Below are 23,583 nucleotides of genomic sequence, written 5' to 3'. Positions count from 1 at the left end.
AATCCTACGCGTCGCCGACGCCGCTCCACGAGAGGTGTTCGCCACCGGTGTACGGTGTCGGCCGTGTCACCGCGATCCTTCCCCGACCGCTACGGCCAGGACGTCCTCTCCTCGCCCGCGCCCTCCCACCACCGCCGCGCCCCGCAGGCCGCCGACGTGCCCGCGCAGCGGGATCTCGTCGTCGAGGAGGCGTCCACGGGCTTCACCGGCGCGATCGTGCGCCTCGAGAAGATCGCCGGCGAGCTCGTCGTCGAGCTCGAGGACGGACGCGGTCGGCGCCGCGGCTTCCCGATGGGCCCCGGCTTCATGATCGACGGCAGGCCGGTGCGCCTGGTGCCGCCGCAGCGCGCCGCGGCCGCCGCTCCCGCCCGGCAGCGCTCCGCCTCCGGCTCCGTCTACGTGCAGGGCGCGAAGGCCCGCACCGCCCGCGCCTCGCGGATCTGGGTCGAGGGCAAGCACGACGCCGAGCTGGTGCAGAAGGTGTGGGGACACGACCTGCGCATCGAGGGCGTGGTCGTCGAGATGCTCGACGGCGCCGACAACCTCGCCGAGCGCGTGCGCGACTTCGCCCCCGGCCCGGGCCGACGCCTGGGCGTGCTGGTCGACCACCTCGTCAAGGGCTCGAAGGAGACGCGACTTGCCGAGGACACCATGCACCTTCCCGGCGCACGCGGGAACGTGCTGATCCTCGGCCACCCGTACGTCGACGTCTGGCAGGCCGTGCGCCCCGCGCGCGTCGGACTCCAGGCGTGGCCCCAAGTGCCCCGCGGCACCGACATCAAGGTCGGGACGCTGCGGGCGCTGGGCTGGCCGCACGCCGAGCAGGCCGACATCGCCGAGGGCTGGCAGCGGATCCTCGCGACGGTCCGCTCCTACGCCGACGTGGAGCCCACCCTCTCCGGACGCATCGAGGAGCTCATCGACTGGGTGACCACCGAGTCCTGAGCCGTGCGACGGGGGCTTTCCCCCGGGACGCGCAGCGGAACTCCCCCGCGCGCGGGCGTGATGCGCCCGATAGGCTCGTGGCGCACGTGAACCCGCTCGGCCTGCGCGACCGCGCTGCGGAGCGATCGAACCGGACGAGGAGCGATCCCATGAGCGAGAACAACGGACCCGTCGACCCGTATCGGCCGACGCAGGACGACGGCACGGACCGGACCGGGTGGGCGGCCGACCCTTCGCAGGCCGGCGCCGCACCCGAGGGCGTCCCCGGTGCCGAGGGGACGGACGCGCCCGGTGGCAGCGCATCCGCCGAGAACGCCGCCGTGGACGGTGCAGAATCGGCGGGCGCCGGGGACACGGCGGATGTCGCGGACCACGCGTCCGTCGACGGCGGCGGGTCGTTCAGCGTGGACAACGAGTTCTCCGCTCCCCGACCGACGGACGACGGTCAGACCACTGCGTATGGGCAGGCCTCCCCCTATGGGCAGGCCACTCCCTACGGGCAGGCATCGCCCTACGGCGCGGGTGACGCGTCCCAGTCGTCCGCCGCGGGCGCGCCTCCGAGCGGCGAGCAGAGCGGCTACGGCTACGGCCACGGCGGGTCCGCGCAGAGCTCCGGGCAGGCAGGTCCCCAGGGCGCGGCTCACCAGAACCCCGCCGATGGGCAGGGCGGATACCAGGAGAACTCCGGGTACGCGCAGAACACCGGATACCCGCAGGGTGCGAGTGGGCAGCAGGGCGCAGGCGGACAGCAGGGCGCCTACCAGCAGATCCCGGGCCCGACCCCCGCGGGCGACTGGTCGAACACTCCCCCTCCGCACATCAAGGGCGTGTACCCGGGGCCGCTCACCGGACAGCCGACGGCCGAGTCCGACGTGAAGCTGTGGTCGATGCTCGCGCAGCTCGCCGTGGTGATCGGGTACCTCATCAGCTTCGGAACGCTCGGCTGGCTCGGGCCGCTGATCATCTTCCTGGTCTTCAAGGACCGCAACCGCTTCATCCGCTTCAACGCGGCCGAGGCGCTGAACGCGGCGATCGCCGTGATCATCGCGGAGATCGTGCTGACGATCGTGTGCGGGATCCTCGCCCTGATCTCCCTGGGGATCCTCTCGTTCCTCTTCGTGGTGGTCGCCGTCCCCGCGGTCCTGCACATCATCTTCGCGATCATGGGCGCCGTGAAGGCGAACGACCGCCAGTGGTGGAACTACCCCATGAACATCCGCCTCGTGAAGTGAGCGGGTGGCCGCGCGAGCGGTCGCCGCATCGGACGACGGGAGGGCCCGGGATCATCTGCTTGATCCCGGGCCCTCCCGTTGTCCGCACGATGCAGGTGCCGGCGTGCCCTACCTCCAGGTGACGCCGTCCACCTCGTACTCGCGGAGACGATGGCGCATCATCTCGCGCAGCAGGTCCACCGGGGCCGGCCGCCCGTACGGGAGCTTCACGGTGCCCTTGCCGGTCTCGAAGTCCTCCAGCTGCGCATCGAAGGCCTCGCGGGTGCTGGGCGTGAAGGCCGCGTTCGCGTGCTTCGCGTGGGTGCTGACCACGAACAGGATCATGCCCTGCGGGTGCACCCAGGCGACGTTGCCCCATTTCAGCTGCTCGCTCGCCTCGGGGACGACCTCGCGCGCGAGCTCGCGCAGCTGCTGGGCGAGCTCGAGGGCGGGACCGTCCAGCCCGGCGAAGTACTCCTCGACGGTCTTCGGCTTCTCGGTGCGCGCGGTCATGCGGACAGTCTGGCACCGGCCCCGCGCCCGTGCACGGGATCCCGTGCATCCGCACCCGGAGGACGCAGCGCTGGTGGCCCCTGACGTCAGGGCACGAGGTCGCGGATGACGGCGTCGGCCAGCAGACGGCCCTCCCGCGTGAGCACCGCCCTGCCCTCGGCGAGGGCGTGGGGATCGAGGTGGCCGCGATCCCGGTGGACGGCGAGCATCCCGCGGGTCTGCCCGGGCACCTCCTCGACCGGGAGCCCGTCGGCGATGCGCAGCTCGAGCATGATCCGCTCGAGGAGACGATCCTGCTCGGTCAGCTGCTCGGACTCCTGCACGGGCAGGACGCCCTGGGCGAGCATGCCGGCGTAACGGCTGGGGTGCTTGACGTTCCAGGCGCGCATGCCGCGCCGATGCCTGTGCGCACCGGGGCCGATCCCCCACCAGTCCGCACCGCGCCAGTAGGCGAGGTTGTGACGGCAGCGCTCAGCGGTGGTGCGGGCGAAGTTCGAGACCTCGTACCACTGCAGTCCGTGCGCGCTGGTGAGGTCGTCGATGAGCTCGTACTTGTCGGCCATGTCGTCCGGATCGGGCTCGGAGATCTCACCGTGGCGCAGCCGACGGGCCATCGCCGTGTTCCCCTCGATGATCAGCGAGTAGGCGGAGAGATGGTCGACGTCGCAGGCCAGGGCCGCGCGCACCGACGTCTCGACGTCGGCGACGGTCTCCCCCGGCGTCCCGTAGATCAGATCGAGGCTCACCGAGAGCCCCGCGTCCTTCGCCCAGGCGACGGCCTGCGGGACCCGCTCGGGATCATGCGTGCGGTCGAGCGTCGCGAGCACGCTGCGCACCGCGGACTGCATGCCGAAGGAGACGCGGGTGATGCCGCCCTCGACCAGGGTGCGCAGCGACTCGGGGGTGACGGAGTCCGGGTTCGCCTCGGTCGTGACCTCGACGTCCGGCGCGAAGGGCACGAGCGAGCGCAGATGGGAGAGCATCGCGACGAGATCGTCGGCGGGAAGCAGGGTGGGTGTGCCGCCGCCGAAGAACACCGTGGAGACCCGGTCGTAGTCGATGCCGTGGGCCGCGTCGTCCGCGAGGGTCAGGTCCATCTCGCGCATGGCGTTGGCTGGGTACTCGCGCTGGGACCCGCCGCCGCCCAGCTCGGTCGCGGTGTAGGTGTTGAAGTCGCAGTATCCGCAGCGCACCGCGCAGAACGGCACGTGGATGTAGACCGAGAGGTCGCGCGATCCCCCGGTCTGGTCCGCCTCGGGCGCGAAGGCTGTCGTGGTGCTCATCCGGGATTCTCCTCGCTGCGGCCGGGGATCTCGATGCCGGGCAGGGGCTCCAGATCCGTCAGGGCGTCGTGCAGTGTGATCGGGAGCGGCGGGATCCGGCGTGCGAACTCCTCCGCGCTCATGGCCTGCAGCTCCCTGCCGAGCTCGATGGCCGTGTCCTCGAGCATGGCCGCGCGGACGGCACGCTCCCAGCCCTCGGCCGCTTCGCCCAGGAACAGCACCCATCGCACCTCGCCCGTGCGCAGGTCCAGCACCTGCAATGAGCCGAAGTCGGCGACCGAGCCGTCGGCGGGGCCGAGGGCGATCTCGGCGAGGGCCGGCGCCACCTCGAACTCGAGGACGAAGTCGGCGAACTCCCCCGGCCGGGGCCATCCGTGGGGCACGTGCCGTCGGAACCCGCGACGCCCGGGCCGGGCAAGGCCCCGGCAGTCGCGCAGCCGGTGGACGAGGCCCGTGCGCGTGCCCATGCGGGCCTCGCCGTTCCTGCGCTCGAGGGAGATCGTCTGCATTTTCGCGATGCCCCGCTTCTCCGGGGACGTGAACCGGGTCCCTCGCTCCACATGCGTCTGCAGCGAGTGCTCGGCGTCCACGCGCAGCGCCTCGCGCTGCTGGTCGCGGATGACCGCGGCGCGATCGGCCGGAAGGTCCAGGCGGACGGCGTTCCACAGCGTGGGCGAAACAGGCGCACTGTCTGCTTCCTCGGACGGCGCCGGCTCGTCCTCGGCATACAGCGCGCGCAGATGGCTCTCGTCCGTCGGTGCGGCGAGGGCGGCGGCGACCTCGAGGATGACGTCCGGGTGGGCGCGGGAGACGGTCTCATCGAGCAGCACGGCGGGCAGCGCCGGGAGGCGCCGGCGCAGCCGCTCCGGATCGATGTCGCGCAGCTCGCGGGCGAGGTCGAGGCAGCGACGATATGGGAAGCCGTCCCGGATCGCCTCGTTCCACAGCGCCGCCGCCCTGCCCATGAACAGCACCCAGCGGACCTCCTGGCGCGCCGGATCCGCGACCAGGAGCGATCCGATCTCTGCGCGCGGCCGACCGGGACGGGGCAGGCATCCGGCCAGCAGCGGGGCCAGTCGATCCTTGAGCACGGGGAGCATGCTCCGCTCCGGAGCGGGCCTGAGGTCATCCCTCCCGTCGGCCGACGGGGCCGGGCCGCGCAGCACCTTCCCGTCGCTCATGCGCACGGAGCCGCCGCTGATCTGCCGCACCGACTGCGGCGCGAGGGCATCCAGGAGGAGCAGTCGCAGGTCCGCGATTCCATCGGCCGACGACCATGCCGCGGCTCCGGAGGCACCCTGCGCCCGCGCCACGGTGTTCTCCCGGTCCAGCCGCTCGGCCCGCGCGTGGTCAGCGAGGATCGCAGCGGCCAGATCGGTCGGGATCTCGAGCCGCAGGCCGTCCTCGAGACCGGGGACGTCGCGCACCTCGCGCGGCCCGGACGTCGGTGCGGAGTCGGAGCCCGCTGCTGCGGCGGTCGCCGACGGGTGCGACCCGCTCGTCGTCCGTACGTACCTGTACCAGGTGCGCCCCAGCACGTCCCCCGCGTCCTGGGAGACCGAGACCGTGCGCAGGAGGGTGCCGTCGCGATCGAGGGTGAGGCGGTCGGAGACCGTGGTCGTGTCGGCTCCGTGGAGCACTCCGTCGACCTCGTAGGAGACCCGCCCGATCCCGGCGCGGGGCACCAGGTGGAGCGCATCCCCCTCGGCGATGACGCGGCCCTCGCTCGGGGCCGGCGTGTCCAGCAGGGTGCCGTCGAGCTCCCACCATGCGGTCGACGTCGCGCCGTCGACGGTCTCGGTGAAGACGCCGTCCGAGGAGATCCCGAGCTTCGCACCTGCCGCCGTGGCGAATCCCGACGGGGGCGCCGAGGGATCCTCGTGCACCCAGCGCTTCGCGAGAGCGGGGCTGTGCCCCTCCTGGCCGGTGCCGAGCAGGACCGGGTCCGTCGCGCCCGTGAGGGCCCAGGTCCCCGCGACCGGGCACGATGGCGTGGACCGGCCCGGGGACTGCGGGGCCGCGGCCATCACTTCTTCTTCGCGTCCTTGCTACCGCTGTCGCCGCCGCCGTCCGAGGAGAGCGCGGCGATGAAGGCCTCCTGCGGCACTTCGACGGAGCCGATGTTCTTCATGCGCTTCTTGCCCTCCTTCTGCTTCTCCAGCAGCTTGCGCTTGCGCGAGATGTCGCCGCCGTAGCACTTGGACAGCACGTCCTTGCGCATGGCGCGGATGTTCTCGCGAGCGATGATGCGGGAGCCGATGGCGGCCTGGATGGGCACCTCGAACTGCTGGCGAGGGATGAGGTTCTTGAGCTTGCCGGCCATCTCGACGCCGTAGTGGTAGGCCTGCTCGCGGTGCACGACGGCGCTGAAGGCGTCGACCGGTTCTCCCTGCAGCAACATGTCGACCTTCACGAGATCGGCGGCCTGCTCGCCCTCGACGTCGTAGTCCAGGGACGCATAGCCCTTGGTCCGAGACTTCAGCTGGTCGAAGAAGTCGAAGACGATCTCGGCGAGCGGCAGCGTGTAGCGGAGCTCGACGCGATCCTCCGAGAGGTAGTCCATGCCCAGCAGGCTGCCGCGCTTGGACTGGCACAGGTCCATGATCGCGCCGATGAACTCGCTAGGGGCCAGCAGCGTGGCCCGGGTGATCGGCTCGCGGATCTCGCGCACCTTGCCCTCGGGGAAGTCCGAGGGGTTGAGCACGTCCACCTCGGTGCCGTCCTCCATGGTCACGTGGTAGATCACGCTCGGGGCGGTCGCGATGAGGTCGAGGTCGAACTCGCGCTCGAGGCGCTCGCGGATGATCTCGAGGTGCAGCAGCCCCAGGAAGCCCACGCGGAAGCCGAATCCGAGCGCCGTCGAGGTCTCGGGCTCGTAGTTCAGGGCAGCGTCGTTGAGCTTGAGCTTGTCCAGCGCGTCGCGCAGGTTGGGGTAGTCCGAGCCGTCGATCGGGAACAGGCCCGAGAACACCATCGGCTTGGGATCCGAATAGCCGGCGAGGGGCTCGGTGGCGCCGTGGCGCGCGGAGGTGACGGTGTCGCCGACCTTCGACTGGCGCACGTCCTTCACGCCGGTGATGAGATAGCCGACCTCGCCGGGGCCCAGGCCCTGGGTGGGGATCGGCTCCGGGGAGATCACGCCGAGCTCGAGCAGGTCGTGCTCGGCGCGCGTCGAGAGCATCTCGATGCGCTCGCGGGCCGAGAGCCGGCCGTCGAAGACGCGCACGTAGGTGACGACGCCCCGGTAGGTGTCGTACACGGAGTCGAAGATCATCGCGCGGCAGGGGCCGTCCGCGTCGCCCGTCGGGGCGGGCAGGGTGCGCACCACGTGGTCGAGCAGCTCGGGCACGCCCACGCCGGTCTTGCCGGAGACGCGCAGCACGTCGTCGGGATCGACGCCTACGAGCTGGCCGATCTCGGCCGCGTACTTCTCGGGCTCGGCGCCGGGGAGGTCGATCTTGTTGAGCACCGGGATGATGGTGAGGTCGTTCTCCATCGCCAGGTAGAGGTTCGCGAGGGTCTGCGCCTCGATGCCCTGGGCCGCGTCCACCAGCAGGATCGCGCCCTCGCAGGCGGCGAGGGAGCGGGAGACCTCGTAGGTGAAGTCCACGTGCCCGGGGGTGTCGATCATGTTCAGCGCGAAGTTCGTGCCGTCGACCTGCCAGGGCATGCGCACGGCCTGGCTCTTCACGGTGATGCCGCGCTCGCGCTCGATGTCCATCCGGTCGAGGTACTGGGCGCGCATCGCCCGCTCGTCGACGACGCCGGTGAGCTGGAGCATGCGGTCGGCCAGCGTCGACTTGCCGTGGTCGATGTGCGCGATGATGCAGAAGTTCCGGATGCGCTCCGAGGGCGTCGAGGCGGGCTGGATGTCGCTCGCGGCATCGGCGGGGATCCTCGGGGTCACCGGCATCTGTCCTCTCATCGGGGCGCCGACGGGCACTTCCCGGGGCGCACGCTGGCAGCACCAGCCATGGTCTCATGGCGGGCGCGGATCGCGAGGCCGAGGGGCCGCTTGGGGGCGCACATCACCCGGGCCCTGCCGCGCCCTTCCGTTCGTGCACGCCGCCCTGCCGCGCCGGGCTGCTGTCTACGATGGGCGCGATCCGCACCCCCCCCCGCAGCGACCGCACCGACCGCACAGGAGAACCCGCATGTCCCTCGGCTCCCGACTCGGCTCGATCCTCACCCGCGCCGCCCGCTCCCGCACGGTGCGCCGGGCCGCACGCGATCTCGGGCGCAGCGCCGCGGACGCGCTGCGCAACGGCGAGGGCGGCGGCTCCCGCGGCGACGGTCATCGATCCCGGGGGCAGTCCCCCGAGCAGTCCCACGGGACGCCCCGCGGGCAGACCGGCGGTTCCGCCGGCGAGCACACGGTGCTGCGCGACCGGTCCTCCTCCCCCGCCCCGGCCATCTCCTATGCGCCGAGCGCCGACGGGGACGCCGATCCCGGCGAGATCGTCTGGGCCTGGGTCCATTTCGAGGAGGACATCGCGCAGGGCAAGGACCGCCCGGTGCTCGTCCTCGCCCTCGAGGACGCGTCGGTGGGCGGCGCCGACGGCTCCGGGCAGGCGGTCGTCGCCCTCATGCTCACCTCCCGCGATCGCGGGCAGGGCACCCACACCGACGAGCACGGCGCGACCTGGGTCGACATCGGCACCGGTTCGTGGGACTCCCAGCACCGCCCCTCCGAGGTGAGGGTGGACCGTCTCCTGAGGATCCCCGCCTCCGCGGTGCGCCGGGAGGGCGCACGCGTGGACCGCGACCGGTTCGACGCGGTCGTCGCCGAGGCGCGCCGCGTGCACGGCTGGTCGGACTGACCGAGGCCCCTGCGCGACCTGGGCGCGTGACCTGGGCGCGACACGTCACATGGTCGCGGGATTCCAGGGCCGTTGCTGGTAACCTCATCTGCTGTATGTGTGACATACCGCCCGGTGTGCGCACACCCGGTCGCCCGCCGTGTCAGGGCCGACCGGAGTGAGCGTCTCGGGTGCGTGACCGCGGCAGCGACCCGGCACCGACGTCTCCAGGCGATCCCCACCGCCCGTCCCCGTCGTGGCCGTTCCTCTGCAGCTGCGGACGTTCCACCACATCCCAGAGCAAGAGAAGAGTCCCGTGGCAAACATCAAGTCGCAGATCAAGCGCAACAAGACCAACGAGAAGGCCCGCCTGCGCAACCGCGCCTACAAGAGCGAGCTGAAGACCTACGCGCGCAAGGTGCGCACCGCCGTCGCCGCCGGTGACGCGGATGCCGCGCAGTCCGCGCTGCAGGTCGCCTCGCGCAAGCTCGACAAGGCCGCCTCGAAGGGCGTCATCCACAAGAACCAGGCCGCGAACCGCAAGTCCGGTCTCGCGAAGCTCGTCGCCGGCGTCGCCGCCTGAGACGGCTCCTGCCTTCCACGAGGGCCCCGCACCGTTCGGTGCGGGGCCCTCGTGCATGCGGGGTCAGCGGGTGCGACGGGCGCGTGAGATCTCGATGATCATGCGCTGCACGGACCACTGGGGATCGCGCCCCGCGCCCTTGACCTCGTGGTCCGCCTGGGCCACGGCGTTCAGTGCGCGGGCGAGCGAGCGGTCGCTCCACCCGCGCGCGTCGCGGGAGAGGTTCTTGACCATCCACTCGGGCATGCCGAGGCTGCGCGCGGAGGCTCCGGGGGTGGAGACCTTCGCGAGGCCCCGCATCTTCGAGGCCATCGCCGCGACGAGCGGCACCGGGTCGGCGCCGGCCAGGCGGGCCTGCTGCAGCAGCACGAGGGCCTCGGCCTCGCGTCCGGCGATGGTGGCGTCGGCGACGGCGAAGGCGGTGGTCTCCACGCGTCCTGCCGTCACCCCGCGCACGTGCTCGAGGGTGACGGGCGCCGCCTGCTCCCCGTTCTCCGGGGTGGTGTCCTCGATGAGCTGACGGCTGATGGCCGCGAGCTCGGAGAGGTCGGTGCCGAAGGCGTCGACGAGGGCGGCTGCGGCGTCGGGCTGGATGCGGCGCCCGGCGCGGGTGAACTCGGCGGTGACGAAGGTCTGCTTGTCGCCGGCGCGCTTGAGCGGATCGGCCGCGACGCGCTGGACCCCGGCCTTCTTCAGGGCGTCCAGGAGCTTCTTCCCGCGGTTGCCGCCGCGGTGGACGAGCACGAGGGAGACATCGTCCTCCGGGGCCTTGATGTAGCTGCTGACCTCGTTGACGAGCGACTCGGGCGCGGACTGCAGGTCGGGCACGAGCACGAAGCGCCCCTCCCCGAACAGGGACGGGCTCGTGACCTGGGCGAGCGCGCCCGCGACGGCGGTCTCGCCGCCGATCTCGTGGATCGCGACCTCCGGATCCCTCTCGCGCGCGAGGGCCTTCAGCCGCTCGAGGGCGCGTGCGGCGATCAGCGGCTCCGTCCCGTGGACGAGCACCACGGGCGCGAGGTCGACGCTGTGCCAGGCGACGTCGGCCATCGGCAGCTCCTTCGGGATCGGCGGTTCGGGCGGGGTCTGAGGAGGCGGCACGCCGCGGCGGACGCGCGAGGCTGCCCTCCGGGGCGGGCCGGCGGACCCGCTCGATCCTATCCGGCCGGGCCGACGCCCCGCGGACTCAGCGGGTCGTCGACGGGGAGCAGGACGGTGCCGTCGACGTCCGTGCGCGCGGAGCGCGCCCCGAGCCTCTCCGCGATCGAGAGGGTCTGCGGCGAAGGATGGCCGAAGGTGTTGTCCTTGCCGACGGTGAACAGCATGACCTGCGGTGACAGCGCGTCGTAGAGTCCCGCCGTCTGTCGCTTGGAACCGTGATGGGCAGTCTTCACAATGGTCGCTGGCCCGGGCCGGGTGGCGAGCAGGCGCGCCTGGCCGACGGGCTCGAGGTCCCCGAGCCCCACGTAGCTCACGCCGTCCGGCCACGTGGCGCGCACGACGACCGAGCAGTCGTTGAAGTCGTCTCCCTCGCCCCCGGTCTCGAGGTGGGAGGCCTGGCGGGCGTCGTCGGCCGATGCCGGCCAGAGGACGTCCAGTCCGAGAGATCCCTCCGTCTCCGTCATGCCGGCGGCGACGGCGGTGACCGGCACGTCGGGGACGGTCTTGGACGTCGCCTCGGGCAGAGGGCACACCCATTGCGCCGTCGGCGTCCGCTCCCCCGTCAGGGCATCGATCCCGCCCACGTGGTCGGCATGGGGATGCGTGAGGACGAGCAGATCGATCCGGGTGATGTGCAGACGGTCGAGGCACGATCGCAGCGCATCGGAGTCGGGGCCCGTGTCCACGAGCACGGTCGCGGGCTCGCCGTCCCCGGGGCTCCCGAGGGCGAGGTCCGCGTCCTCGGGGCGCTCGCGCAGCAGCACCGCGTCCCCCTGCCCGACGGCGCAGGCGGCGACGCGCCAGTCCTCGGCGCCGACTCCCGGGACCGGAAGGCGCTGGGCGAGCGGCGGGGCGAGCACGCCCACGAGCACCGCCGCGAGGACGAACCGGACGATCCGCGAACGGTGGCCCAGCACCCCGGCGACGACGAGAGCGATCGCGAGCAGCGCGAGCACCGCACCCCACGCGCCGTCGGGCACGGCGATGCGGGAGCCGGGCAGGGAGTCGGCCGTGCGCGCCACGAGGATGACCAGGTGCGCGCCGCCCGCGGTGAGGTGCCACAGCGGGGTCGCCAGAGCGGGCGCGGCGGGGCCGATGAGCGTCGCGATCATCCCGATGACCGTGGCGGGGCCGACGATCGGGGCGACCGCCATGTTCACGGGCACCGCCCACACCGACACCTCGGGCGTGAGGAGCACGAGCACGGGTGTGCATGCGAGCTGCGCGGCGAGGGGCACGGCGAGGAGCAGTGCCCAGGTGCGTGGGATCCTCTCCCCGCTGATGCTCACGGCCGCGTTCGCCATGGCGGGGGCGAGCACGAGGATCGCGGCGGTCGCGAGGGCGGAGAGCAGGAAGCCGGCGGAGGCGGCCGTCGCCGGGTCGAGGCAGGACCACAGGGCGATCGCCGCGCCGAGCGAGGCGACCGGGGAGGCGCGCACGCCCATGAACCGGGCGGCCAGGAGCGGCGCCGCCATCGTCGCCGCGCGCAGCACCGACGGCTCGTCCCCGACGAGCGCCACGTATGCGGCGCCGGCGACCGCCGCGGCCGCCACACGGGGGCGCCGTGGGACGCCGAGCAGCAGGGCCGGGACGAGCACGGCGCCGAGGACCAGTGCGATGTTCGCCCCGGAGACCGCGACCAGGTGCGAGATGCCGGCCCGGCGCATGATCTCCTCGGTCTCGGTGGACATGCCGCTGGTGTCGCCCGTGGTCATCCCGCGCGAGAGGGCGGCCTCGTCGTCCGGCAGCGACGCCGTGAGGTCGCGGGCGGTCTCGCGGACGTGCTGGCCGGGGCCGTGCGCCGCCTCGAGGACGTCCACGCGTGCGGCGGCGAGGATGACGATGCCGTCGGTCTGGGCGACGCGGGCCCGCACCCGGATCACGTCGTGGTCGTGCACGGGGCCGAGGAGCTCCTTCCCGCCGGTGACGAGCATGCGTGTCGACGCGGGCAGCGCCGCCTCCTCGGATCCGATCCGCGCGGGTCCGGGACGCAGGCGGACCATCACCTGGCGGCGATCCTCGGCCCCGGGGAGCGCGCTCGAGGACTCCTGGCTGTCGCCGGTGGCCACCGCCTCGAGCTCCACGATGCGGCCAGTGGCGGAGGCGTCCTCGAGGGCGAGGACCGTGGTCTCGTGGCGATCGACCCCGGGCAGCAGCAGTGCGGCGCCGAGGCCGATGAGCACGAGGTGCGCGCCGACGGCGGTGATCGCCCCGGGGCGCCGCAGGCAGGCGGCGACGCACAGGGCGAGCACGGCGAGTGCGAGCAGGAGGAGGAGTGCGGCCCGGATGCCGCAGGCGATGCCGAGCACCGCGAGGGTCCAGAGCACGGCCGCGGCGGGGACGGTGCGCAGGTCGGCGCGGGTGAGCACGCTCAGACCGTCGCCTGCGGACGGATCTTCTCGAGGGTCGCCGGGCCGATGCCGGAGACCTCGGCGAGGTCGTCGACGCTCGCGAAGGGTCCGTTCTGCTCCCGGTGGTCGATGATGCGCTGGGCGATGCCCGGCCCGACTCCGGGGAGCTCGTCGAGCTGGTCGGCGTCGGCCGTGTTGATGTCGATGGCGCCTGCACCTGGGCCGTCGGCCGAGGCCGCGCTGCCGCTGCCCTGTCCCGCGTCGGCCGCGCTCCCGGACGCGGCCCCTCCCCCGGAGGTGCCCGCTCCTCCGGTGCTCCCGGTCGCCGCCTCCCCGGAGGGCTCCTCCCCTTCCTCGGGGACGTGGATCTGCTCGGCGTCGACGAGGACGCGCGCGAGGTTGACGGAGGTCAGGTCCGCGGTCTTCACCGTCCCGCCCGCCTTCTCGAGGGCGTCGGCGACGCGGGAGCCGGCCGGGAGCTCCACCACCCCGGGCTCCTTCACGGCGCCCGAGACGTAGACGACCACGGTGCCCTCCCCCGCGTCCCCGGGGGCGTCGGCACCGTCAGCGGCCGCTGCCCCGGAGGGCGAGGCGGTGGCGGATGGTGCGGGTGACGCCGCCGCGTCGGCCGCCCCCTGTTCTGCGGGCTCGCCGTCCGCGGTGGCCGTCGCGTCAGGGGGCGCGGACGCTGCGGACGCGGATGTCGCCACGGGCGGGGCCGTCTGCTCGGAGCCGGCGACCGCGCTGCCGCGGCCCGTGAGGTGGATGGAGGCGCCGGCGATGAGGACGAGCACGGCGACGCCTGCGAGAGCCGCCGGGGAGGGCCGCGGGATCCGCTGCCACCAGGGCGGGCGCTCGGCGCCGCGGTGCTCGCGGACCTCGACGAGGTCCTCCTCGGGCTCCCACCAGGCGTCCTCCAGGACGCCCTGGCCCTGCGCGCCGCCGTCCTCGCGCTCTCGGTCCTGCTCCCGACGACGATGCCGCCCGGCCCGGGGGCGTGCAGGGGCCGAGCGCTCTCCGCGACGCCGGGAGTCGGTCCGGGAGCGTGCCCTGCCAGTGGTCCGGGCGGAGCGGGATGCGTGCGACATGCCGCTGACGCTAGGTCCGCCGGGGACGCGGGTCAGCGTCGGATGCGCTGATGGGGACAACCGGGCCCTGGGGAGGAACGGCGGGCCGTCCGCCGAGCGGTCACCGGTCGGCCACGGGGAACGGGGCAACGCACGGGCGGTGCAGACGGACGATCCGGCCGCTCTCCCGGTCCCTGGGCCTCAGTTCAGGCCGAAGGTCGCCATCCACTGGGGCCAGAACGCGATCACGATGACCACGGCGACCAGGGCGTACCAGAGCAGCGTGAGCACGACCCAGCGGCGCAGCAGCGCGGCCAGGACCCCGCGCACTGCCAGCGTGCCGGTCTCGACGGTGTGGGCGAGCACGGCGAAGAACATCGGCGCGGTGACGACCCAGACCACCAGGCACCACGGGCACAGGGCGTGGATGACGAAGATCGCGGAGATCGCGAGGAAGTGGACCATCGCGAAGGCGAAGACCATCCCGCCGAGCGTCGCCCAGCGGAACCAGCGGGGCACCGCGGCCCGGGAGACGAGCAGGGAGCCGATCGCGCCCATGATCGCGAAGCCGCCCAGGCCGATCGCCATGTTCGGGATGCCCAGGGCGCTCGCCTGCCACGTCATCATCACGGTGCCGCAGGAGATGAAGGGGTTGATGTCGCAGCCGAGCTGCGCGTCGGGATTCGCGCTGAGGAAGATCTTGTCCATGAACAGCGCGAGCGCGGCGATCCAGCCGAGCGCTCCGCCGATCAGCAGCACGATCCCCACCAGCAGGTCCGGGGCGCGGCGGCGGGAGGCGCGCTCGGCGGCGAGCTCGGCCTCGACCTCGGCGCGCAGCGCGGCCTCGTCGTCCTGCGGTGCCGCACCGCGGTGAGTGTTCTCGGAGCGGGATCGTGCGTTCATCGGGCCCTCCTCAGGCGCTGCCGACGACGGGGTGCTCGGCGAACCATCGCGAGAGGCGCTCGAGGCCCTCGTCGAAGCTCACCGCAGGGGTCCAGCGCAGACGCTCGCGGGTGCGGCGCTGGTCGAACCAGTGGGCGGTGGACATCTGCTCGGCCAGGAACTCCGTCATCGGCGGCTCGTCCTCGCCGGGGCGGATCTCCCAGACCTTCTCGACGACGCGCCCCGCGAGCCGTGCGAGCGAGCCGGGGATCCGACGGGTGGGCCGGGGCACGCCGGCGGCCTCGCAGAAGCCGCCGAGCACGTCGCGCACGGTGCGCGGCTCGCCGTTGGTGATCACGAAGCTCTCGCCGTGCACGTCCTCGATGGCGTCGAGGCCCGCGACGATCGCCGAGGCGGCGTTGTCCACGTAGGTGGTGTCGATGAGGGCCATGCCGTCGTCGAGGATCGGCAGGGTTCCGCGCCGACCGCGGTCGACGATCCTGCCCACGAGCTGCGTGTCCCCCGGGCCCCACACGATGTGCGGGCGCAGCGAGGTGACCAGCAGGTCGTCCGTGCCGTCGGCCGCCATCGCCTCGAGCTCCGCGGCGGCCTTGGTGCGGGCGTAGCTGCCGCGGGCGCGCTCGGGGTCCGCGGGCATCGCGTCGAGGCCGACGATGGAGGTCCCGAGATGGGCGACGGAGGGCGAGGAGATGTTCACCAGGCGCCCGCCGCCGTGCGCGCGCAGCGCGTCCAGGACGTGCCGGGTGCCGCCCACGTTGACGGCCCGGAACTCCTCCTCGGGGCCCGCGAAGGAGACCTTCGCGGCGAGGTGGACGATCGCGTCGACTCCGTCGGCCGCGCGGCGCACGTCGTCGGCGTCGGCGAGGGACCCCTGGACGTCCCGCACGCCGGGCAGTCCTGCGGGTCGCCGCTGGAAGGCGCGGACGTCGTCCCCGCGGTCGCGCAGGGCGGCCGCGACGGCGCCGCCGAGCATGCCCGAGGCGCCGGTGACCAGGACGCGGCGGCTCACAGCGCGGGCGCCTTCCGCCCCTGGAGCGTCGCCTCGGACCACGCCGAGAGCGCTGCCCGGTCGATCTTCGAGTTGTGGCGGATGTCGGTGGGCAGCGACGCGGTCGTGAACACGGCCGCGACCTCGATCCCCGTCGCCTGCGCCACGGCCTGGCGGACCGCTTCCTGCAGGACGGTCTCCGCAGGGTGCGGCGTGCGGGCCTTCCCGGGGCGGTAGCCGTCCTGGGTCTCGAGGATCACGACGACCTGCTGGGTGCCGCGGGGTCCGACGGCCGCGGCTCCCGCGCGGCGCACGGTGGGCACCGACTCGGCGGCGGACTCGACGCGCACGGGGGTGACCAGGCCCTGGGCCGTGGCGAGCACGTGGGCGGTGCGGCCCTCGACCCAGAGGCGGCCGGCGGGGTCGAGGTGGCCGACGTCGCCGGTCGCGTGCCAGCCCTCGAAGCGGCTGGCGCGGGCGGTGGTCCCCCAGAGCATGAGGTAGCGGTCGCGCACGTGCGGGGCGCGCACGAGGATCTCGCCGGTGCGGTCGGGATCGGTCGTGATCTCGCCGGTGGTCGCGCCCTCGCCGTCCATGACGGCGATGGCGATCTCGGTGCGGGGCACGGCGGTGCCGACGCACACGCCGGGTCCGTCGCCGGCCGCCTCGATGCCCTCGAGGTCGATCGCGGCGACCGCGAGGCACTCCGTCATCCCGTAGGGGGTGAGCGCCCGGGCGCCGGGCATCACGCCGCGCAGCTCGCGCAGCAGCGGGGCGGGGATCGGCGCGCCCGCGGAGAAGAAGCTCGGCACGCGGGCGAGGGCGGCCCGCCCGGTCTCGTCGAGCTGGTCGGCGGTGTCGATGATGTTGCGCAGCGCGGCGGGTGCGGTGAACACGGCAGGCGCGCCGAGCGCCTCGACCGCGGCCGCGAGGGCGGGTGCGGTGAGGTCGCCCGGGCGGGTGATGTCCATGTCCGGGACGACCGAGGGCGCGCCCAGCGCGGGGCCCAGCAGCGCGAAGGGCGCGAAACCCGCGACCAGGCCGCGATCGGCCTCGAGGTCGAGGGTGTCGCCGACGGCCGCGAACATGGCGCCCATCTGGCGGTGGGTGAGCACCGCGCCCTTGGCGGGGCCCGTGGAGCCGGAGGTGAACAGCGCGGCGGCGTCGGCGTCCTGGTCCGGCCAGGGGGCGTCGATGCCGGCGCCGAGGGCCCGCATCTGGCGGCCCTCCTCGGCGAGCTCGGCGACGGAGGTCTCGACGTCGAGGGCGGCGCGGTCGACGGTGGGCAGCTGCGGGACGCTGATGCGGCGGCCGGGCCAGCCGAGCGCGCGGGCGCCGACGAGGGCCTTCTCGATGCCGATGATCCAGTCCGGGTGGGAGCCGATCACGGCGCGGGTGAGCCCGTCGGTGCCTAGGCCCGCGTCGGCGATCACGGCGACGGCGCCCAGGCGCAGGCAGGCGTACAGCACGGCGGTGAGGTCCGCACCCGGTGTGACCAGCACGCTCACGCGGTCCCCGGGCATGATCCCGTGGGCGCGCATGCCGGCGGCCAGGTCCTCGGTGCGCTCGGAGAGCAGGGACCAGCTGATGCGGCGGCTCTCGCCCGGGCGCGCGCCGAGCTCGACCACGGCGGGCAGGTCGGCTGTCGCGGGGTCCTGGGCGCGGCGCGTGATCGCCTCGCCGAGGTGGATCTCGGGGGCCTGCTCGGCGAAGGAGGAGACGGGGCGCAGCGCCTCGCCCGCACCGGCCGCATCGCGCGGGTGCTCGGCGTCGCCGAAGGTGTCCCGCAGCCAGGTGGCGACGAGGCCGGCGACGTCGGCGTCCTCCCACACCAGGTGGGAGGCGCCCTCGAAGCGGTGGACGTCGGCATGGGGGACGCGCTCGATGAGATCGCGCAGGTAGCGGTCCGAGAAGGTCACGTCGCGCGGGCCCCAGGCCATCAGCGTGGGCACGTCCATGCCGGTGATGCCGCCGGCCAGGCGCTCGAGCGTCGCACGGCTGGGGTGGTTCGCGCTCGCGGGGATGTCCGCGACGAACTGCTCGATGCCCAGGCGCCGGGCGCGGCCGCGGTAGGGCGCGAGGTAGGCCTCCTGCACCTCCCGAGGCAGGGCGGGCCTGGAGAGCGCGACCGTGGTGCGGAGGAAGGCGTCGGTGACCGAGGTGCTGAGCGGCAGCATCGCAGGGGCGGTCGCGAGCTGGAGGGCCTTCGGCAGGGACTCCCCGAGCTCCTGGTGGATCCCCGTGTTGGTGAGGATCATGCCGATGACGTCGTGGCGGTTGTCGAGCGCCCAGCCCACCGAGACGATGCCGCCCCAGTCGTGGCCGACGGTGACCACGGGGCCGCGCACGCCGAGCGCGTCGGTGAGCAGGGACAGGTCGGTGATGCGGTCCTGCAGGCCTCGCGCCTGACCGGTGCGCTCGGAGTACCCCATCTCGAGCTGGTCGACCGCGATCACGCGCCAGGGGATGTCCTCGCGGATCAGCGAGCGGTACAGGAACGAGTACGTGGGGTTCCCGTGGACGGCGAGCAGGGTGCCGCGCGGGGCGACGCCGCGCTCGGCCAGCAGCGGGGCGGAGTCCAGGAGATGCCAGGAGCGCAGCTCGCCGCTGTGGTCGCGGGCCTCGACGAGCCGATGGGCGCGGGGGTCCACGCCGGGCAGCTCCGGGGCGGCCACGGCCCGGGAGCCGCGGGGACGCTCGATGCTCACCAGGTGACCTCCATCATCGCGGTGTTCAGTCCGGAGCCGACACCCAGCAGCAGCACCCGCTCGCCGCGGGAGATGTTGTCCTGATGCATCGCGAGCGTCATCGGGACGGCCTCGGCGGCGACGTTCCCCCACTCCGGGAAGGTGATCGGGATCCGGTCCATGCCCACCCCGGTGATCTTCGAGAAGTTGCGCGTGTAGACCATGGAGACCTGGTGCGGGATCACGTGCTCGATGCTCGAGAAGTCGTGGCCCGCGGCGTTCGCGGCCTTCCAGGTCTCCAGGATCAGCTCGATCCCGTTCTCCAGCAGGCCCTCGCTGTCGGTGCGCATGTCGTCCATGTCGCCGATGCACAGGTCGTGGTGCTCGGTGCCCGCGCGGGCCTGCGTGAGGTTGATGCGGTGGCCCTCGGGGTGCTCGTCGGCCTTCCCGAGCACGGCCGCTGCGGCGCCGGAGCCCAGCGTGAGAGAGGCGAACTGGTTGTTGAAGTCGTTGCGCGTGGCGCCCTTGGAGTTCAGCCGGCCGATGGTGCCGCGCTGGACCTCCTCGACGTCCTCCGCACCCACGATCAGCGCGTACTGCACCTGGCCGGACTCGATCATCCCGGAGGCCACGGTCATGGCGTTCACGAAGCCCAGGCACGCGTTGGTGATGTCGAAGTTCAGGCAGCTGCGGGGCATCCCGAGGGCGTCGTGCACCGAGGCCGAGACGGCGGGCTCGAGGTGCTGGCGGGAGACGGAGGCGTTGATCATCACGCCCACCTGGTCGCGGGTGATGCCCGCTCGGGACATGGCGCGCTCGGCGGCGAGCACGATGCCCTGCTTCCAGCCGGACTCGGTGTCGCGCCACCAGCGGCGCTCCTGGACGCCGGCGACGCGCTGCAGGATGCCGCGCGGCAGGCGCAGGCGGCGCCGCGCGGGCGCGAGCATCTCGTCGATCTCGTCGGAGGACACGGGCACCTGGGCTTCGGTCGCCTCGACGGCCAGCAGCGCCGTGTTCCTATGGACGAATCCCGAGTTCTCGCTCACACCGGTCACCTTCGCAGTCGTCGTCTCGTCGCAGTCTCTGCGCCGCCTCCGCGCCCAGGGGGCGTGCGGGGCGCGTCCGCGGCATTCTTCCACCCTGATCCTGGGGCCGCTCGGGAGCCGTGTCCGACGCCACCCGGTGCTCGGCCCTGGGCGCGGCGCCGGGGTTCAGGGGAGTCGCGCGCCGGGCCCGTCGGCCGACGGCTCCGAGCCCGCCCCGTCGGCCTCCGCGCCCGCGTCGGCGTCCAGGTGCCCGCGGCCGCTGCGCAGCAGCCTCTCGTCGAGGTGGTGGCCCAGGTGGTAGCGGGCGAACAGCAGGCTCTGGCGCAGCAGGTCCTCGCGGTGGGTGGGGCGTCCGTGGCCGCCGCGGGTGGAGATCTCGAGCAGCACCGATCCCTCCCAGCCACGGTTCGCGAGGCGCCGCAGCACCTCGGCGCAGGGCTGGTTGCCCTCGCCGGGAGGCAGGTGCTCGTCCTTGGTGGTGCGTCCGGTGCCGTCGGCCAGGTGCAGATGGGCGAGGCGGTCGCCGAGCCTGTCGACCATCGCCAGGGCGTCGTCCCCGGCGGTCGCCGCATGGGAGAGGTCCACGGTCACGTGGTCGTACTCCTCGTCGGTCGGGTCGTGGTCGGGAAGGTAGACCATGGCCTCGCGCACGCCGAGCCGCCAGGGGTACATGTTCTCCACGGCGATCGCGATCCCGTACTCGGCCTCGAGGTTCTTCACGCCCTCGACGAACTCGCGGGCGTAGGAGCCCTGCCAGCGGAACGGCGGGTGGGCGACGACCGTCGGGCAGTCCACGTCCACCGCCATCTGCACGGTGCGCTCGAGCTTGACCCACGGGTCCCTCCCCCAGACGAACTGCAGGAAGAACAGCGTGGGCGCGTGCAGGGAGAGGATCGGCTGGTCGTACTCGCGGGCGAAGTCGCGCAGCAGCGCCGCGTCCCGGCTGGCCCTGTCCACCGAGACCATGACCTCGACGCCGTCGTAGCCGATGTGGGAGGCGAGGCGGAAGCAGTCCTCCACGCCGAGGGGGAAGACGGAGGACGTCGAGAGGCCGACGGGGATCCTGCGCTGCGGCTCCTGCTCGCTGAGCGGGGCGCCCGCGCTGAGCCGCCGGGTGAGATCGTCCCTCGCCCCGTCCCGCGCCTGGTTGGAGCGCGTGATCGGCTTGCGCGGGGCGCGCTGGTGCAGTGTCGAGTGCCGTGTCGAATGCCGGGAGCGCTGGGGCACGATGTCTCCTTCTGTGCTGCGGCGTCGTGGGTCCGGCCGACGGGCGGGGTCCGACGGGGTCGGCGCGGCGGGTCGATCGGCCGATGGGCCGCCGCGTCCGGGTCCGTGCGGGCTCTCGCTCCTCGATGCCGGGAACCGCCTCACTGTAAGCCCCCTGCGCCGTGCGTCGGCTGTGTCCGCCGCCTCTAGACTCCTGTGCATGTCCGTGCGAGAGCTGACCAGCGATGACCGGCCCGCCTATCGGCGGCTGACCGCCCAGGCCTTCGGCGGCGGGGCCGTCGAGGAGGTCCCCGGCCCCTTCCCGGAGGGCGAGATCCCCCTGGGCGTCGACTCGACCGCTCGGCCCTGTGGCCAGGAGGGCGTGCTCGCCGCCGGCGCCAGGATCCGTCGCGACGTGATCGCACTGGGCGGCGGGACCACGGCGTGCGGTGGGATCGGCGGGCTCGCCGTGCACCCGGCGCACCGCGGCGGCGGCCTGTTCGGCGAGCTGCTCACGGGGGTCCTCGCCCGCTGCGGCGCCGAGGGCATGGCCTTCTCGATGCTCTACCCCTCGAACCCCGCGATCTACCGCCGCCACGGCTACCAGGTGGTCGCGCGCACCGAGCGCATCGTCGTCCCGCTCGGGGAGCTGCAGCGGCTGCGGAGCGTGCCGGGTCGGCGCCTGGTGCCCGTCACCGAGGCGACCATACCGCGGCTGCGCCGTCTCTACACGGAGCTCACCGCCGAGGACAACGCGATGCTGCGCCGCGAGCCCCCGCTGTTCCCCGCCGGTCTCCCGTCCCCGCCCTGGGGCGCCGTGCTGCTGGAGGACGAGGCCGGAGCAGATCGCGGCTATCTCTCCTTCTCCCGGATCGCCCCGGGATCCGACGGCGCCGGCCTCGAGGTCCACGAGATCCTGGGCCGGGACCGCAACGACCTGCTGGCGCTCCTGCAGCACCTGGGCTCCTGGTCGACCGTGACCACGGCGGCGCGCGTGCGCCTGCGCGCCGAGGACCCGATCCTGGACGTGCTGCCCGGCGGTGGCCTGCGCACCACCGGCGACATCGTGCCGCTGGTGATGATGCGCCTCGTCGACACCGCCCGCGCCCTCGCGGACCGCCCCGCTCCGGCGGGGCTCACCGGGAGCGTGCGCCTGGAGGTCCGGGACCGGACGCCGTCCGCGACGGCCTGTCGGGCCGACGGGTGCTGGGACGTGCGCGCGGAGGGCGGCGTCGTGCACGTCGAGCAGATCTCCCGCGACGAGCCGATGCCTCCGGCCGACGCCCACGAGACCCCGCAGGCCTGGGCCCGCCTCGACGTCCACGCCGCCGCGCTCTTCCTCACGGGCGGCCGCAGCCTCGTCGATGCGCGGCGGGCGGGCCTGGAGGCGGAGGCCGACGCCGCAGGAGAGGCGTTCCTCGATACCCTTCTTCGCGGTCCGCGCCCGAGCGTCCTCGACGCGTTCTGACGCATCCGCCCCGTCGTCCCGACCGTCCCTGCCTTCCCGTCGTCCCGCCTCTTCCCGACCGTCCCGGAGCCGCCCGCCCATGTCCAAGCTGCACTTCAAGTACGGAGCGATGAACTCCGGGAAGTCCGACACCCTCATCAAGACCGCCTTCAACTACGCCGAGCGCGGTCTCGCGACGCTCACCGTGAAGCCCGCGATCGACACCAAGGGCGAGGACTGGGTGATCGCCCGCGGCGGAGCCCGGCGACGGGTCGACGTGCTGTGCTCCCCCGCGGACGATCTGCGCGCGCGGATCGCCGAGACCGCGGACACCGAGGGGCTGCGCCCCCTGCACTGCGTGCTCGTGGACGAGTGCCAGTTCCTCACCCCGGCGCAGATCGACCAGTTGTTCCTGGTCGCGAAGGCCGACGGCATCTCCGTCATCTGCTACGGGCTGCGCACGGACTTCACGACTCGTGAGTTCCCCGGCAGCCGGCGCCTCTTCGAGCTCGCGGACAACTTCAAGAAGCTGCCCACGATGTGCCGCTGCGGCTCGCAGGCGGAGTTCAACTGCCGCACCGTCGACGGCCGTCCCGTCTTCGCGGGCGACCAGGTCGAGATCGAGGACCGCGCCGAGGTGCGCTACGAGTCCCTGTGCGGCGCCTGCTTCATGGAGGAGCAGGCCCGCGCGGGCGTCCGGGTCATCGGCTGACCGCGACCTCGGTGACGCCGGCGAGGCACGCCGGCGCACCGACGGGCCCTAGGCGCCCGGCCACGGCCACGGCCACGGAGCAATGCAACGAGCGTGGCGAACCAGGATCCGCGGATCCTGGTTCGCCACGCTCGTATCGTCGTGCCACCGGCAGGTGCGCCGGTCCTCGTGCAGCCGGCAGAGGCGCCGGCGCCGGGGCTCAGGCGCTGAGGGGCTTGTCGCCGACCTCGCCGTCGCCGCCCGAGGTGGTGTCGGGGGTGCTGCCCGCGGAGCTGTCCGGAGTCGCGGACGTCGATCCGGAGCCCGAGGCCGAGGAGGATGCCTTCGCGCTCTCGCCGCCCTCGTCGTCCCCCGAGGCGTCGTCGGCGCGGTGGGTCGCGCGGTCCTTGACCGCCGTGGCCGCACCCGCGGCGGCGCCCTTCACCGAGTCGGCGACCTCGGGCGCGCGGTCCTTCGCGCGCTGGGCCAGGGCTTCCGCAGAGTCCTTGGCGTCGGCCGCCTTCTGCTGGACGGTCGGGTCGTCCGCGATCTGGCGGGCGGTGGACTCGAGCGACTCGTAGGGTCCGCGGCCCATGCGGGAGCCCGCGAAGAAGCCGAGCACGAGGCCGAGCAGGAAGATGACCTTCTTCATGGTGTTCTGCCTTCCGTCGGGGCAGCTTCGGACACTGCCGCAGGTGCCCC

At 73.4% G+C, this 23,583-nt stretch carries 19 protein-coding genes; 6 read left to right on the top strand and 13 right to left on the bottom strand.

What is annotated here, in order from left to right:
• The first annotated feature begins 54 nt into the window (after positions 1-54).
• A complete protein-coding gene (locus tag Bra3105_RS01720) occupies positions 55-945 on the top strand; it encodes a DUF3097 domain-containing protein (protein ID WP_228358361.1) in 891 nt (296 codons plus the stop codon).
• A gap of 149 nt (positions 946-1,094) precedes the next feature.
• Complete coding sequence (locus tag Bra3105_RS01715) at positions 1,095-2,177, top strand: DUF4870 domain-containing protein (protein ID WP_228358360.1); 1,083 nt, start codon at positions 1,095-1,097, stop codon at positions 2,175-2,177.
• Between the two features lie 108 nt (positions 2,178-2,285).
• Here the strand turns inward: Bra3105_RS01715 and Bra3105_RS01710 are convergent, their stop codons facing one another.
• The 4 genes from Bra3105_RS01710 to lepA all read right to left on the bottom strand — a co-directional run bounded on the left by Bra3105_RS01710 (position 2,286) and on the right by lepA (position 7,865).
• Entirely contained in the window at positions 2,286-2,669 is a 384-nt protein-coding gene (locus tag Bra3105_RS01710; RefSeq protein ID WP_228358359.1) for an iron chaperone, read from the bottom strand.
• A gap of 86 nt (positions 2,670-2,755) precedes the next feature.
• On the bottom strand, positions 2,756-3,952 hold the full coding sequence (gene hemW, locus Bra3105_RS01705; RefSeq protein WP_228358358.1) for a radical SAM family heme chaperone HemW: 1,197 nt from the start codon (positions 3,950-3,952) through the stop codon (positions 2,756-2,758).
• Positions 3,949-5,979 carry a hypothetical protein gene (locus Bra3105_RS01700; protein WP_228358357.1) on the bottom strand — a complete coding sequence of 677 codons (2,031 nt, stop codon included), beginning with the start codon at positions 5,977-5,979 and terminating at the stop codon, positions 3,949-3,951. The genes hemW and Bra3105_RS01700 overlap by 4 nt, the downstream gene beginning before the upstream one ends.
• Positions 5,979-7,865: a translation elongation factor 4 gene (lepA, locus tag Bra3105_RS01695; RefSeq protein WP_228358356.1), complete on the bottom strand. Its 1,887-nt coding sequence runs from the start codon at positions 7,863-7,865 to the stop codon at positions 5,979-5,981. The genes Bra3105_RS01700 and lepA overlap by 1 nt, the downstream gene beginning before the upstream one ends.
• A gap of 241 nt (positions 7,866-8,106) precedes the next feature.
• Between lepA and Bra3105_RS01690 the strand changes: the two genes are divergently transcribed.
• Complete coding sequence (locus Bra3105_RS01690) at positions 8,107-8,772, top strand: type II toxin-antitoxin system PemK/MazF family toxin (protein WP_228358355.1); 666 nt, start codon at positions 8,107-8,109, stop codon at positions 8,770-8,772.
• A 295-nt stretch (positions 8,773-9,067) separates the two neighbouring features.
• A complete protein-coding gene (gene rpsT / locus Bra3105_RS01685) occupies positions 9,068-9,334 on the top strand; it encodes a 30S ribosomal protein S20 (RefSeq protein ID WP_200500816.1) in 267 nt (88 codons plus the stop codon).
• A gap of 63 nt (positions 9,335-9,397) precedes the next feature.
• Here rpsT and holA read toward each other — a convergent pair whose 3' ends face one another.
• The 8 genes from holA to Bra3105_RS01645 all read right to left on the bottom strand — a co-directional run bounded on the left by holA (position 9,398) and on the right by Bra3105_RS01645 (position 20,767).
• On the bottom strand, positions 9,398-10,384 hold the full coding sequence (holA, locus tag Bra3105_RS01680; protein WP_228358354.1) for a DNA polymerase III subunit delta: 987 nt from the start codon (positions 10,382-10,384) through the stop codon (positions 9,398-9,400).
• Positions 10,385-10,491: 107 nt separating this feature from the next.
• The gene (locus tag Bra3105_RS01675) at positions 10,492-12,864 is read right to left on the bottom strand and encodes a ComEC/Rec2 family competence protein (RefSeq protein ID WP_228358353.1); all 2,373 of its coding nucleotides are present in this window, start codon (positions 12,862-12,864) and stop codon (positions 10,492-10,494) included.
• A 2-nt stretch (positions 12,865-12,866) separates the two neighbouring features.
• The gene (locus tag Bra3105_RS01670; protein ID WP_228358352.1) at positions 12,867-13,934 is read right to left on the bottom strand and encodes a ComEA family DNA-binding protein; all 1,068 of its coding nucleotides are present in this window, start codon (positions 13,932-13,934) and stop codon (positions 12,867-12,869) included.
• Between the two features lie 180 nt (positions 13,935-14,114).
• A complete protein-coding gene (locus tag Bra3105_RS01665) occupies positions 14,115-14,816 on the bottom strand; it encodes a vitamin K epoxide reductase family protein (protein WP_200500820.1) in 702 nt (233 codons plus the stop codon).
• 10 nt (positions 14,817-14,826) lie between these two features.
• Positions 14,827-15,825 (bottom strand): NAD-dependent epimerase/dehydratase family protein, encoded by a 999-nt coding sequence (locus tag Bra3105_RS01660; RefSeq protein WP_228358351.1) that lies wholly within the window; start codon positions 15,823-15,825, stop codon positions 14,827-14,829.
• On the bottom strand, positions 15,822-18,512 hold the full coding sequence (locus Bra3105_RS01655) for an alpha/beta fold hydrolase (protein ID WP_228358350.1): 2,691 nt from the start codon (positions 18,510-18,512) through the stop codon (positions 15,822-15,824). Before Bra3105_RS01655 ends, Bra3105_RS01660 begins: the two co-directional genes overlap by 4 nt.
• Positions 18,509-19,537, bottom strand: a complete 1,029-nt coding sequence (locus Bra3105_RS01650; protein ID WP_200500821.1) for a 3-oxoacyl-ACP synthase III — start codon at positions 19,535-19,537, stop codon at positions 18,509-18,511. The genes Bra3105_RS01655 and Bra3105_RS01650 overlap by 4 nt, the downstream gene beginning before the upstream one ends.
• 165 nt (positions 19,538-19,702) lie before the next feature.
• Entirely contained in the window at positions 19,703-20,767 is a 1,065-nt protein-coding gene (locus Bra3105_RS01645; protein WP_370645972.1) for a sugar phosphate isomerase/epimerase family protein, read from the bottom strand.
• A 196-nt stretch (positions 20,768-20,963) separates the two neighbouring features.
• Here Bra3105_RS01645 and Bra3105_RS01640 point away from each other — a divergent pair, with 196 nt between their 5' ends.
• Both Bra3105_RS01640 and Bra3105_RS01635 read left to right on the top strand, forming a co-directional pair.
• Positions 20,964-22,211, top strand: a complete 1,248-nt coding sequence (locus tag Bra3105_RS01640; RefSeq protein WP_228358349.1) for a GNAT family N-acetyltransferase — start codon at positions 20,964-20,966, stop codon at positions 22,209-22,211.
• A gap of 79 nt (positions 22,212-22,290) precedes the next feature.
• Positions 22,291-22,902 carry a thymidine kinase gene (locus tag Bra3105_RS01635; RefSeq protein ID WP_228358348.1) on the top strand — a complete coding sequence of 204 codons (612 nt, stop codon included), beginning with the start codon at positions 22,291-22,293 and terminating at the stop codon, positions 22,900-22,902.
• A gap of 199 nt (positions 22,903-23,101) precedes the next feature.
• On the opposite strand, the gene Bra3105_RS01630 is transcribed toward Bra3105_RS01635, so the two are convergent.
• On the bottom strand, positions 23,102-23,533 hold the full coding sequence (locus Bra3105_RS01630; protein WP_228358347.1) for a hypothetical protein: 432 nt from the start codon (positions 23,531-23,533) through the stop codon (positions 23,102-23,104).
• Positions 23,534-23,583: the final 50 nt, after the last annotated feature.

This window comes from Brachybacterium halotolerans subsp. kimchii, assembly GCF_020792675.1.
Lineage (GTDB): Bacteria > Actinomycetota > Actinomycetes > Actinomycetales > Dermabacteraceae > Brachybacterium > Brachybacterium halotolerans.
The sequence above is the reverse complement of the archived record's forward strand: the minus strand, read 5'-3'. Positions and strand labels throughout refer to the sequence as shown.

Coding starts and splice junctions, on each gene's coding strand:
- Bra3105_RS01715 (WP_228358360.1), top strand. CDS start 1,095: ATGAGCGAGAACAACGGACCCGTCGACCCGTATCGGCCGACGCAGGAC.
- Bra3105_RS01710 (WP_228358359.1), bottom strand. CDS start 2,669: ATGACCGCGCGCACCGAGAAGCCGAAGACCGTCGAGGAGTACTTCGCC.
- hemW (WP_228358358.1), bottom strand. CDS start 3,952: ATGAGCACCACGACAGCCTTCGCGCCCGAGGCGGACCAGACCGGGGGA.
- Bra3105_RS01700 (WP_228358357.1), bottom strand. CDS start 5,979: ATGGCCGCGGCCCCGCAGTCCCCGGGCCGGTCCACGCCATCGTGCCCG.
- lepA (WP_228358356.1), bottom strand. CDS start 7,865: ATGCCGGTGACCCCGAGGATCCCCGCCGATGCCGCGAGCGACATCCAG.
- Bra3105_RS01690 (WP_228358355.1), top strand. CDS start 8,107: ATGTCCCTCGGCTCCCGACTCGGCTCGATCCTCACCCGCGCCGCCCGC.
- holA (WP_228358354.1), bottom strand. CDS start 10,384: ATGGCCGACGTCGCCTGGCACAGCGTCGACCTCGCGCCCGTGGTGCTC.
- Bra3105_RS01670 (WP_228358352.1), bottom strand. CDS start 13,934: ATGTCGCACGCATCCCGCTCCGCCCGGACCACTGGCAGGGCACGCTCC.
- Bra3105_RS01665 (WP_200500820.1), bottom strand. CDS start 14,816: ATGAACGCACGATCCCGCTCCGAGAACACTCACCGCGGTGCGGCACCG.
- Bra3105_RS01640 (WP_228358349.1), top strand. CDS start 20,964: ATGTCCGTGCGAGAGCTGACCAGCGATGACCGGCCCGCCTATCGGCGG.
- Bra3105_RS01635 (WP_228358348.1), top strand. CDS start 22,291: ATGTCCAAGCTGCACTTCAAGTACGGAGCGATGAACTCCGGGAAGTCC.
- Bra3105_RS01630 (WP_228358347.1), bottom strand. CDS start 23,533: ATGAAGAAGGTCATCTTCCTGCTCGGCCTCGTGCTCGGCTTCTTCGCG.